Genomic DNA, 12,108 nt, shown 5'->3' with positions numbered 1-12,108 from the left:
CCCGCCTTTCCCCCGGGGTGGGGGGGGGCCTGACTCATCCCCCTTATTCGGCCGCGGGTTGCCACCGGGGGTTTCGCGCGGGTGCCACAGCCGGGTCGGGTGAGAATTGTTGCGGGCGTTCAGCGTTTCAGCGCGCGGCGAAAGAACTCGGTACGGGTCGAGAACGAGGACTGGGCGATCGCCGCCGGCGTGATGTTCTCGAAGCCGTGGAAACCGCCGCCCCACATGTGCAGGTCCACGCTCACCCCGGCCTGGCTAAGGCCCATCGCGTAGACGATGACCTCGTCGCGAAAGCCCTCGGCGGACCCGACGTCGATGAAGGTGCGCGGCAGCCCGGACAGGTCTTTCGCGCGCGCGGGCGCCGCATAGTAGGAGACGTCCTCGGTGCCGCGCCGGTCACCGAGCAGTGCGGTCCAGCCGTACAGGTTGCCGTTGCGGTCCCAGGTCCCGTCGTCGTCGAGCATGCGGGAACTGTGGGTTTCGAACCGGTCGTCGAGCATCGGGCAGACCAGCACCTGGTGGCTCACCGCCGGGAAGCCCGAGTCACGGGCCATCAGCGTGACGCCCGCGGCCAGGCCGCCGCCGGCGCTGGTCCCGGTGACGATGATGTGCGACGGGTCGATCCGCAGCTGCCCGGCATTCTCGGCGCACCAGCGCAGGCCGTCATAGCAGTCCGTGATCGGCGCGGGATCGGGATGTTCGGGCGCGAGCCGGTATTCGATCGACACCACGACCGCACTGCCGTCCGCCACGTGCGAGATGAGGTCGTCCAGACCCAGGTGGCGCCCGCCCGCGACCATTCCGCCGCCGTGCACGTAATAGATCAACGGCCACGGTCCCTGCCCCTCGGCCGGACTGAGCACGACGAGCGGGAGCTCGGCCTCCGCGGGCGTGATGGTCAGCTCTTCGACCCGGACTCGGCCGCCCGCGGTCAGATCGATCGGGTCGCGCCCGGGCACCGCCGCCTTCGTGATCTCGCGCACGAGCTCCAGGGTGTCGTCGCTGAGCGTCGGCGTGGCGGCTCGAATCGCGGCGAGTCCGGGGACCAGTTCGGGATCGTAGGGCGGCCGCACCGGTGCGGGGCCGAAAGAGAATGCGTTCTGGGTCATGGGACCTCCTTCGGCATTCAGTGAACCGGCCTTATGAGGCGGGTCACAGCCGCCAACCCGACGCGACTGCCGCCCCGATCACCGACAAACGGCGGGCACCGGCAGCAGCGAATTGCGCGGCCGTTCAGCGGCCATCGCGATCCGCCACAGCATCAGCGTGGTGCTCGCGCGCGTGTATCCGCCGCTGCTGAGCGGGGTGTATCCGAGCTGGCGCTCGAGCCAGTCGATGCGCTGGCGCATGGTGGAGTGGTGCAGATTCTGCAGGCGGGCGGCCTCGCGAATGCTGCTGTGACTCAGTACCGCCTCGATTGTCGGAACCACCCACGGCCGCTGGGCCTGCAGCTCGACCACCCGGCGGACATCGGGTGCGCGCGCGGCGGTATCCGCATCGACGCTCTCCACGACGGTGGCGATGCAGCCGAGCTGGTCGTAGCGCACATGCGTGGGTTCGCCGGTGGTGAGATCGATGGCGATGCGCAGCGCGGTGCGGGCGTGCTGCCACGCCTGGTGGACCTCGGCGCCGGCGCAGGCGTGGATTCCGGCGGCGATGTCGCGCGGGATCGTGTGCTGGGCCGGCGCTGCGGGGAAGAGATGGATCTGGTGCTCATCGAGGACGAGCCCCGGGGGCATCCGCCGCGCATCGGACAGATGGGTGGCCACCACCGTGACCGTCGACCCCAGGCCCAGCTGCCGCAGCGCATTGTGACGATCGGCGGGGGCGACGTCCGGATCACAGGCGATACGGGTCGCGGCCACCGCCGGGGAGGTGTCGCGAGTCTTCTTGACCGCATGCAGGCTACGGGCGAATCGTTCGAGAATCAGGTGGTCCAGGGGCCAGAGCGGACCCTCCCGGTCCAGCCAGACGGTGATCTCCTCGAATCGCTCCGTCTGACGTGACGCCGTCCCGGGGCCGAGGTCGGAGATGGTCCGGCCGGCCGCGTCCACACCGACCCGGAGGCCGCGTTCCGGATCCTCGAGCCCGACCGGGCAATCGGCCAGCGCCGCGGCCGCCCGGAGCATGGCCAGCGCCGAGGACCGCTGGTCGACCAGCGTGTCGAAATGCTCGATCACCCGCAGGGCTTCCGCCGCGCCGCCGTCGATCGTATTGAGTTTGACTATCCACTCCCGCACGAACGGACTCCTCGATCCTCATGCACAGCCGTCGGGCTCCGGCCGTCGGTGTCAGGGCTGGTGGGTGACGCGGCCGCCGCCGGGAACAGGCCCGCCACCGCGGCGACGATCGCGGCGCGCCGCGCCGCATCGGAAGGGTCGCGAACCTGTCCCTCGGCGAGGTCGACGAGATCGGGCTGCTCAGCCCAGGACAGGGCGATCTGATTGACCACGACCATGACGTCGATCGGGTCCCACGCCGGATCCAGGTGCCCGGCCAGCTGTGCCTGCCGCACCTGCTCGACACCGCGTCGCACGGTCTGCCGCACGGCCACCTGGAAGGGATCGCCGGGAGTCTCGTTGCCGGCGACGTCCAACCGGCCCCAATGCATCAGGCGCAGGTGGTCGGGATGGGCCATGAAGTAGTCGTGCACCCGCCCGGCATAGCCGGGCAGGTCGGTCGCGTCGAGGCGGGTGGCGGCGGTCATCGCGGCCAGCTCGCGTTCCGCGACGAACCGATAGAGCTCCTGTTTGCTGCGGAAGTACGCGTACAGCCGTTCCTTGCTCGACTTCGCCCTGCGGGCGATCCGATCGATGCGCGCACCCGCCACGCCGTACTGGGCGAACTCGTCCGTCGCGGCGGTGAGGATGCGGTCGAGGGTGGTATCGGCACCGGTGGGAGTGGTCACGCTCACATCATACCAAACCAAACTGTTTGGTTCGGTCCCATTCAGTGGAAGATCCGCTGCAGGATGCTCTCGGGTCCACCACCCAGCCGTGATGGACCCGAGAGACCGACTCCGTGGCCGCGTACCGATGTCCGGCTGCGCGCGGAGCCGTCAGAGCTGCCGGATCAGTGGTTCGGATTGGCGGCGTGCTCCGCCGCTCGATCCAGCCGCGGCACGGGCGGCGGACTCATGTCCTCCAGCCTCGACACTCCCGGGACGTCGCCGAAGTCGGGTCCGAGAATTTCGGTCATCGCCTTGGCGAAAGCGGTGTCCATGTACATCCGCTCGCCGGAAATCCGATTGCCCTCGAAAGCCATCACCACAAAGTATCGGCCGGTGACACGACCGCTTTCGGTGTCGAAGTACACGTAGGCTTCGCGGCACAGCTCGTTTTCGGAAACCGCATGCACTCGCTTGTCGGCCCAGATATTCCGCTTGTCACTGCCGGGGAGCATGCGCGCATATGTCTCGCGAACGGCGCTCTGCCCCTCGATGTGCCATCCGAGGGTTGGGAGCTCGTACACCGGATTATCGACGAGCGTCGCCATCGTTGCATCGAGATCGAGATTGAACTCGGCCATTTCATGAACCGCGAGCAACTCTTCCATCTGTTGCAGGGTGAATTTCTCCATTGATTTCAGTCCTCTCAACTGAGCTCGACACCGACCGAGACGACCTGGCCGGTCCGCGAGAATTCGTCGTAGCCGACGGCGTTTGCCACCCGAGGGGGGTTGTCACCGTGGTTACGGGGGTGTGAGTCGCTACAGCCGCACGATCGTCCGGCCCTTGACGGAACCTGCGAGGATTGCGCCGGCGACCGCCGGGACCTCGTCCAGGCCGATTTCGTGAGAAATGCTCTCCGCCAGGTTCTTCGGCTTCAGGTCCGTACCCAGGCGCAGCCACACCGCGGCGCGCACATCCGCCGGGCACATGACGGAGTCGATTCCGAGCAGGTTGACGCCGCGCAGAATGAAGGGGAGCACGGTGGTCGACAGCATCGGGCCGCCGGTGAGGCCGCAGTTCGCCACGGAGCCGCGGTAGCGCGTGGTACGCAGCAGGTAGGCGAGGGTGTCGCCACCCACCGGATCCACCCCGGCCGCCCACCGCTCGGCCTCCACCGGGGCGCCCTGCGCGGAAACCTCATCGCGGCCGAGGATCTCGGTCGCGCCCAGCCCGCGCAGAAAGTCGTGCTCCTCGCTCTTGCCGGTGCTGGCGGAGACCTCGTAGCCGAGGCCGGCGAGCATGTTCACCGCCGTGCTGCCCACGCCGCCGGTGGCGCCCGTGACGAGCACGCGGCCGTCGCCCGGCTTCAGGCCGTTCTCCTCCAGCCGCTGAATCGACAGTGCCGCAGTGAATCCGGCCGTGCCCAGCGCCATCGCCTCCTTCAGGGTGAGGCCCGACGGGAGTGGCTCCAGCCAATCGCCGGTCAGCCGCGCGTACTCGGCGAAGCCGCCGAAGTGCGAGATGCCCAGCTCGCGGCCGATCGCGACCACCTCTTGGCCGGGCGTGAAGCGCGGGTCGCTCGACTCGACGACAGTGCCGGCCAGGTCGATGCCCGGCACCATCGGGTAGGAGCCCACGACGGGGCTCTCGGGAAGGCAGGCGAGGCCGTCCTTGTAGTTGACGCTCGAGTACTGCACACGCACGGTGACGTCGCCCGCGGGCAGGTCATCGAGCGTGAGCTCCTGCACGCCGGCGCTGAAGCCGGCGTCGCTCTTGTTGACGACGAAAGCGTTGAAGGACTTGGACATGACACCTTCCTGGATCGGATCACCCGCATTCAGAAACCTTGTTCGACAGCGGCGAGCTCCCGAACCGGCAATACGACCGATTTGATAGATTGATCTAATAGAGCGTAGACGCAGGTCTCCCGCCTCGTCAACGGCCGGACGGCGATTGTGGAGTGGGGCGGGAAGTCTTCCCCGCCCCACTCCGGGGCCTATCCGGTCGCGACCGGGACTTCGTACCGGGCCGGGGCGGCGTCGAGCACGAGCTCGGCGATCCGGTCCCGGTGTTCCTCGGCGCTGCCCAGGAGGACGGCATCGGTGAATGCGCGCTTGAAGTACAGGTGCGTCCGGTGTTCCCAGGTGAATCCGATACCGCCGTGTACCTGGACGGTGTCGGCCGCGACGCGGGTGAAGGCGGCCGAGCAGGTCGCCTGCGCGATCGACGCCGCGAGCTCTCGGTCGTCGGTGCCGTCCTGCAACGTCCAGGCGGCGCAATAGGCCGCGGTGCGGGCGTGCTCCTGATCGACGAGCATGTCGGCGAGCCGGTGTTTGACGGCCTGGAACGAACCGATGGGCCGGCCGAACTGCAGCCGCTCCTTCGCGTACGCGACGCTCAGGTCGAGCAGGTGCTGGGCGCCGCCGACCTGCTCGGCGGCCAGCAGCACCGCGCCGGCCCGCAGCGCGTGCCCGCAGACGTGGGCCGTCTCCGCCGGGCCTGCGAGTAGCCGGGCCGGCGCGCCGTCGAAGCGGACCGTGGCCTGCGGCCGAGTCAGGTCCATGGTGGACAGCGGGGTGCGTTCCACCCCGGACCCGGTGGCGTCGACGACGAACAGGGCCACCCCGTCCGGGCCGGTCGCGGCCACGAGCAGGTCGTCCGCGGCGCCCGCGTCGACGACGCGCTCGACGGTCCCGGAGACGGTCCACTGGTCGCCCGAACCGATGGCTTGCACGGTCACGGCGTCGGCGGCGAAGCGCCCGGCCCGGTCCGGGACGGCGAAGGCGGCGGTCCGGGCACCCGCGACGAGCGGGCCCAGTGTCTCGGCGCGCGCCGGCGTGTCCGGCGCGGCGACGAGCGCGGGGATCGACAGTGCGAGAGTGCCGAAGACCGGTCCGCAGAACAGGGCGGCGCCGAGCTCCTCGACGGCGATCGCGGCGTCGACGATGCCGCCGCCCGAGCCGTCGAGCTCCTCCGGCACGCCGAGCCCGAGCACGCCCAGCTCGGATCCGAGCCTGGCCCAAGCCTTCTGGTCGAACGGTGGCGTGGACTCCATCAGTCGCCGCACGGTCGCCTCGTCGGAGTGCTCGGCGCAGAAGCGGCGGACCGCGGTGCGCAGCTCCCCCTGCTCCGGTGTGAACACGAATTGCCCGCTCGGGGTCGGGTTCTGGTCAGCCACGGGGCACCTCACGCCAGGGTCGTCCGGAATCGGCACGCAGATCGCCGGGCAGCCCCAGGATCCGCTCGCCGAGAATGTTGCGCAGCACCTCGGAGGTGCCGCCCTCGATGGTGTTGGCGCGTGAGCGCAGGAAGCGCTGCTGCACCGGCCCGAGTTCGTCCTCGCCGGGGCCCACGTCACGCATGGTGTAGTCGTCGTAGAGGAGCCCCTCCGGTCCGAGCAGGTCCATGCAGAACTCGTAGATCTGCTTGTTCAGTTCGGCGCCGACGAGCTTGCCGATCGACCCCTCCGGGCCGGGGCCGCTGAGGGTCGCGGTGGCGCGGGACCGCTCCGAGGTGAGCCGCTGCGCTTCCGAGCGCAACCAGAGCCGGGTGAGGTGGTCGCGGCGCACCGGGGTGTGGCGGTCCGGACGCTGCGCCCACAGCGCGACGGCGTCCGCGATCGTGCCGTCACCGCGACGGGTACCACTCGCGCCGATCGAGCTGCGTTCGTTCATCAGCGTGGTCATCGCGACCTGCCAGCCCGCGCCGACCGCGCCCAGCCGGTGCGCGTCCGGAATCCGGACGTTCTCGAGATAGACCTCGTTGAACTCGGCCTGGCCGGTCATCTGACGCAGCGGGCGGGTCTCGACACCCGGGGCGCGCATGTCGACCACGAAATAGGTGAGGCCCTTGTGCTTCGGGAGGTCCGGATCGGTGCGGGCGATCAGCAGCGCCCAGCTGGCGTGGTGGGCCAGGGTGGTCCACACCTTCTGCCCGTTCACCACCCAGTCGTCACCGTCGCGGACGGCCGAGGTCGCGAGCCCGGCCAGGTCGGACCCGGCGCCCGGCTCGGAGAACAGCTGGCACCAGATGTTCTCGTTGGTTGCGAGCGGGCGCAACCACTTTCGCTTCAGCTCTGCTGTCTGCGCGTGCTCCTGCACGGTCGGCGCGGCCATGCCGTAGCCGATGGGGTTCAGGCTGAACGGTGCTGGGGCGCCCGCCTCCTGCAAGATCGCGTCAGCGACGGCCTGCAGGCCGCGCGAGACGCCGAGCCCGCCGTGGCCCTCGGGGAAGTGCACCCAGGACAGGCCGGCGTCGAAGCAGGCCCCGAAGAACTCGGTGAGGGGAACGGAGCGAGGGTCGTGCGCCTGCACGACCTGGCGCGCGGCTTCCGCTATCCGTGCGGATTCGGCATCAATGCTCAACTTCGGCTCCCGTGATCACGGCACGCTTGCCAGGAAATCGCATGGGTGTCCCCTTCGTGATGGAAAACTTGTCGCCCTGGCAATCCGGGTATGGGCCGGGGCATGGTGAGATTGCAGTAGATAGAATGATCTAATCGACCACGCTAAAGGCGTGCCCTCTCGCCTGTCAACGTGAGAACCGTGCACAGCAGCGCGGGCCGTGGGGAGGATGCCCCCGCCTCGGCCCGCGCTGCGATTCGAGTCAGGACGCGATCGGTTTCGTCCCGCCGGCCAGCATTCGCGCCCGCGCTCCCGCCCCTGCCCGCCAAACCATCATCTGCTCCTATCGCTGTCCGAAAGTGCCCGAGCGCCGGACGGTTTCGAGGACGGTGGGGTCGACGAGGGTGGAGGTGTCGCCGAGTTCGCGGCCTTCGGCGGTGTCCCGCAGCAGGCGGCGCATGATCTTGCCGGAGCGGGTCTTGGGCAGTTCGGGCACGATGGTGATCTCGCGCGGTTTGGCGATGGGTGAGATCTCCAGGGTGACCAGGTTGCGCAGTTCGGTGACGAGATCGCCGACGGCGTGCTCGCTGCCGGTGCGGAGCACGACGAACGCGACGATCGCCTGCCCGGTGGTCTCGTCGGCGGTGCCGACGACCGCCGCTTCGGCGACCGCTGGGTGGCCGACCAGCGCGGATTCGACTTCGGCGGTGGAGATCCGGTGGCCGGAGACGTTCATGACGTCATCGACGCGGCCCAGCACGTGCAGTGCGTGGTCGGCGTCGTAGCGGGCGCCGTCCCCGGCGAAATACCAGCCCTGTTCGGCGAACCGTGACCAGTAGGTGTCGCGGTATCGTTCGGCGTCGCCCCATACTCCCCGCAGCATCGCCGGCCACGGCTGGTCGAGGACCAGGTAACCCGCCTCGCCGGCGGCGACCGGTTCCCCGTTGTCGTCGACGACGGCGGCGCTGATCCCGGGCAGCGGTGCCATGGCCGCGCCCGGTTTGGTCGCGGTGACGCCGGGCAGCGGGGAGATCATGATGGCGCCGGTCTCGGTCTGCCACCAGGTGTCGACGATCGGGCAGCGGCCACCGCCGATGACCTCGTGGTACCACTTCCAGGCTTCGGGGTTGATCGGTTCGCCGACCGAACCGAGCAGGCGCAGCGAACTCAGGTCGTGGCTGTCGGGGATCTCGCGGCCCCACTTCATGAAGGTGCGGATCAGCGTCGGCGCGATGTAATAGGTTGTGACGCCGTACTTTTCGATGATCTGGAAGTGGCGGTGTTCGTCCGGGGTGTTCGGTGTGCCCTCGTAGAGAACCGTGGTGGCGCCGTTGGACAGGGGTCCGTACACGAGGTAGGAGTGGCCGGTGATCCAGCCGATGTCCGCACCGCACCAGAAGACGTCGCGGCCCTCCTTGTGGTCGAACACGTAATGAAAGGTGTAGGCGGCCTGGGTCAGGTAGCCGCCGGAGGAGTGCACGATGCCCTTGGGACTGCCGGTCGTCCCGGAGGTGTAGAGCAGGAACAGCGGATGCTCGGCGCCGAAAGCCACGGGTTCGTGGCGGTCGGGCGCCGCGCCGACGGTGTCGTCCCACCAGACGTCGCGGCCCTCGACCCAGTTCAGATCCGGATCGTGGCCGGTGCGACGCACGACCAGGACCTTGTCGACGGATGCGGCGGCGGTCGGCCCGCTGCCGAGCGCGGTGTCGACGTTCGCCTTCAATGCGGCCGGCAGGCCGCGGCGGTACTGCCCGTCGGTGGTGATGACGAGTTTGGCCGCGGCGTCGTCGATCCGCGAACGCAGCGCGGCGGCCGAGAAGCCGGCGAACACCACCGAGTGGGTCAGGCCCAGCCGGGCGCACGCCAGCATGGCGACGATCGCCTCGGGCACCATCGGCATATAGATGGCGACACGATCGCCGGCCGTCAGGCCGATCGAGGTGAAGTAGTTGGCGGCCCGGCACACCTCGCTGAGCAGCTGCCGATAGGTGAGGTCGCGGCTGTCGCCGGGTTCGCCGACCCAGTGGATCGCCACCCGATCACCCTTGCCGGCGGCAACGTGCCGGTCGAGGCAGTTGACCGCGACGTTCAGGGTGCCGTCGGCGAACCATGTCGCGAACGGGGCGTCCGACCAGTCCAACACCTCGGTGAAGTCGGTTGCCCAGTCCAGGCGCCGGGCCTGCTCGGCCCAGAACGCGAGGCGATCGGCCGCGGCCCGGTCGTACAGCGCCGCGTCGGAATTCGCTTGCGCGGCAAAGGCTTCGGACGGCGCGTACACCGCCGGTGACGAATTGCTGGTCATCGATGAATGCTCTTCCACGGTCCCGGTTGCTAGCGTTCCAAGGCCCGGCGGATGAATTCGTCCCGGACCGCGAGGGACGCCTGGGTGACCGCCGGCTGCCGGATGCCGATGTCGAATCCGTGGAATCCGCCGCCCCACACGTGGAGATCGACGTTGACTCCGGCCTGGGACAGGCGCTGGGCGTAGTCGATGGCCTCATCGCGGAAGCCCTCGACCGAGCCGACATCGATGAAGGTGCGCGGCAGGCCGGCCAGATTCTCCGCTCGCGCGGGTGCCGCGTACGGGCTGACGTCGTCGGTGCCCCGGCGGTCGCCGAGCAGGGCGGTCCACGCCCAGAGGTTCTCGTTGCGATCCCACACACCTTCCCGGTCGAGCATCTGCGCGCTGTGGGTCTGCAGGCGGTCGTCGAGCATCGGGCAGCCGAGGATCTGATGGGTGAGTGCCGGGAAGCCGCGGTCACGCGCCAGCAATGCGACGCCCGCGGCGAGGTTGCCGCCGCCGCTGAACCCGATGGCGATGATGTGATCGGCGTCGATGTGCAACAGGTTCGCGTTCTCGGCGGCCCAGCGCAGGCCGGCGTAGCAGTCCTCGACCGGCGCCGGGTGGGGGTGCTCGGGGGCGAGCCGATATTCGATCGACGCCACGACCGCGCCGCCCTCGGCAACGTAGGGCAGCATCTCGTCGAGCGCGCTGAAACGGTTGCCGGACACGACGCCACCGCCGTGGATGTAATACAGCAGTGGCCACGGGCCCGTCCCGGCCGCCGGGGTGAGCACCGTCAGGTTCAGCTCCTGATCCGGGCCGGGGATCGTCCGCTCATCGACGCGTACCTTGCCCCCGACGGTCAGGTCGGGCGCGGGCCGGCCGGGCAGGCCCGTGGTCGACAGTTCGCGAACGTCGGCAAGGGTGTCGGCGGTGAGCCACGGAATGTCGGAACGAAAGGCTTGCAACACGGGAGCCAACTCGGCGTCGAACGGCGGCCGGGCGGGGATGCTGCCGGTGAATGGGGTGGTCTGCGTCATGGATTCAGTCAATCCGCCGACGGAGTGCGGTCGTAGCCACCAAACGACGTGATTGCCGCGCGGTACATCCGCCATATGGCGGTGTCCGGAAGCGACGTTCTCGCCGCCGTGGACTCCACCCGGCGAACTCGCATCGAGTCCGGCTTTCAACTGTTGACGAGGTGGGAGACGCGCACCTAGTCTCGTTATAGATCAATCAATCTAGCATCGGTCGCGGTCCGCTGCGTGGCCCTGGCGTCGTAGCTGAGCGATGCACCGCCGCGTCCGCTCGCGGCCCCAATGTCTTGGAGATCCCGTGAACCAGCCCGCCCCCGTTGTCGCCATGTCGCCCACAGTCCGACAGCCAGTGAGTGCCGTGCCCAACCTGGACGAAAGGTCCACCGGAACGATGATCGCTTTCGAACCGATGACCGCCGACTCGAGCGTGCTGCGCCGCGCGTTCGGGTGCTTCCCCTCCGGGGTCACCGCCGTATGCGCGATGGTCGACGACGAACCGATCGGCATGGCCGCCAGCTCGTTCACGTCGGTGTCGGTCGCACCCCCACTGGTCTCGGTGTGCTTCCAGGCCTCCTCGTCCACCTGGCCGAGACTGCGGGACGTTCCCCGGCTGGGTATCAGCGTGCTGGCGGAGGGACACGACGAGATCTGCATGAGCCTGGCCCGGAAATCCGCCGACCGCTTCGCCGACATCGGCTGGGACCGCGCCTCCGGGGGCGGGGTTTTCGTGCACGGCGCCACCGCGTGGCTGGAATGTTCCCTGCACGCCGAGGTTCCGGCCGGCGACCATGCCGTCGCATTGCTCGAGATTCACGGCCTGTGGGCGGATCCCGAGGCCGCGCCGCTGGTGTTCCACGGCAGCCGGTTCCGCCGGCTCGCCGCCATCTGATCAGGGGACCGCACGGCTCCCCGCATCCGCTCTCGAAGTAGTGAGTACACAATGATTGATTCGCAACAGCTTTCGCACGTGCAGCGCAATACGAACGCGCTGCTGATGATCAGCGCCGCCGCGATCTGGCTGGCATTGTTCGGGCCCGCGTGGACGTATTTGCCGGCCACCGCCACGACTCCCGCCACCACCTTGAACTTCGCGGATCTGGCAGCGTTGAACGCCGCCAACCCCAGTGGCCTGCAGGCCGCCTTCTATGACTGGGTGGCATGGGCTTTCGCGGCACTGACGACGGTCGCGGTCATCGTCGCCTTCCGGTCCGGCAGGCGAGTGACGGGCGCGGTATGCGCACTGATCGGCGTGCTGCAACTGCTGATCACCGTGTTCGTGACCGTGAAAGCAGCGCCGGATCTGTCTGTTCTTTTCTCGAGCCTGCCGAATACCCGGCTGGGCACGGTGCTGTTTCTCGGCTCCATGCTGGCTCTGATTTTCGCGGGCTTCCAGCGGCTGCGCTTCACGCGGCTCGACCGCCGAGCGAATCTGCTTGCGGCGTAAATGATTCGGCCTGTGGGGTGGTGACGACCGGTCGTCACCACCCCCCCGACATCGGGAGAAGGGGGGGGGGGGGAAGAGGGTGGAGGTGAAATGTGTGATAAGGGGGGTGG

General features: G+C 68.8%; 11 protein-coding genes. 2 read left to right on the top strand and 9 right to left on the bottom strand.

Annotated features, from left to right (window positions below; genetic code table 11):
* Nucleotides 1–119 precede the first annotated feature (119 nt).
* The 9 genes from ACWEKS_RS47390 to ACWEKS_RS47350 form a co-directional block, all read right to left on the bottom strand.
* The gene (locus tag ACWEKS_RS47390) at nt 120–1,109 is read right to left on the bottom strand and encodes an alpha/beta hydrolase (protein ID WP_452346263.1); all 990 of its coding nucleotides are present in this window, start codon (nt 1,107–1,109) and stop codon (nt 120–122) included.
* A gap of 78 nt (nt 1,110–1,187) precedes the next feature.
* Nucleotides 1,188–2,240, bottom strand: coding sequence for a hypothetical protein (locus ACWEKS_RS47385; RefSeq protein WP_452346262.1), 1,053 nt, complete (start codon nt 2,238–2,240; stop codon nt 1,188–1,190).
* A complete protein-coding gene (locus tag ACWEKS_RS47380; protein WP_452346261.1) occupies nt 2,225–2,908 on the bottom strand; it encodes a TetR family transcriptional regulator in 684 nt (227 codons plus the stop codon). Before ACWEKS_RS47380 ends, ACWEKS_RS47385 begins: the two co-directional genes overlap by 16 nt.
* Nucleotides 2,909–3,072: 164 nt before the next feature.
* Nucleotides 3,073–3,579 (bottom strand): hypothetical protein, encoded by a 507-nt coding sequence (locus tag ACWEKS_RS47375; RefSeq protein WP_452346260.1) that lies wholly within the window; start codon nt 3,577–3,579, stop codon nt 3,073–3,075.
* Between the two features lie 129 nt (nt 3,580–3,708).
* A complete protein-coding gene (locus ACWEKS_RS47370; protein ID WP_452346259.1) occupies nt 3,709–4,698 on the bottom strand; it encodes an oxidoreductase in 990 nt (329 codons plus the stop codon).
* 188 nt (nt 4,699–4,886) lie between these two features.
* Nucleotides 4,887–6,068 carry an acyl-CoA dehydrogenase family protein gene (locus ACWEKS_RS47365; RefSeq protein WP_452346258.1) on the bottom strand — a complete coding sequence of 394 codons (1,182 nt, stop codon included), beginning with the start codon at nt 6,066–6,068 and terminating at the stop codon, nt 4,887–4,889.
* The gene (locus ACWEKS_RS47360) at nt 6,061–7,254 is read right to left on the bottom strand and encodes an acyl-CoA dehydrogenase family protein (protein ID WP_452346257.1); all 1,194 of its coding nucleotides are present in this window, start codon (nt 7,252–7,254) and stop codon (nt 6,061–6,063) included. Before ACWEKS_RS47360 ends, ACWEKS_RS47365 begins: the two co-directional genes overlap by 8 nt.
* Before the next feature lie 322 nt (nt 7,255–7,576).
* Nucleotides 7,577–9,535 (bottom strand): acetate--CoA ligase, encoded by a 1,959-nt coding sequence (gene acs / locus ACWEKS_RS47355; protein ID WP_452346256.1) that lies wholly within the window; start codon nt 9,533–9,535, stop codon nt 7,577–7,579.
* A 29-nt stretch (nt 9,536–9,564) separates the two neighbouring features.
* A complete protein-coding gene (locus tag ACWEKS_RS47350; RefSeq protein WP_452346255.1) occupies nt 9,565–10,557 on the bottom strand; it encodes an alpha/beta hydrolase in 993 nt (330 codons plus the stop codon).
* A 388-nt stretch (nt 10,558–10,945) separates the two neighbouring features.
* On the opposite strand from ACWEKS_RS47350, the gene ACWEKS_RS47345 reads away from it, so the two are divergent.
* Entirely contained in the window at nt 10,946–11,443 is a 498-nt protein-coding gene (locus ACWEKS_RS47345) for a flavin reductase family protein (RefSeq protein WP_452346254.1), read from the top strand.
* A gap of 105 nt (nt 11,444–11,548) precedes the next feature.
* The gene (locus tag ACWEKS_RS47340; RefSeq protein ID WP_452346253.1) at nt 11,549–11,998 is read left to right on the top strand and encodes a hypothetical protein; all 450 of its coding nucleotides are present in this window, start codon (nt 11,549–11,551) and stop codon (nt 11,996–11,998) included.
* Nucleotides 11,999–12,108: the final 110 nt, after the last annotated feature.

This window comes from Nocardia sp. NPDC004711 (genome assembly GCF_053601595.1).
This window is presented reverse-complemented; position numbering and strand designations above follow the sequence as displayed.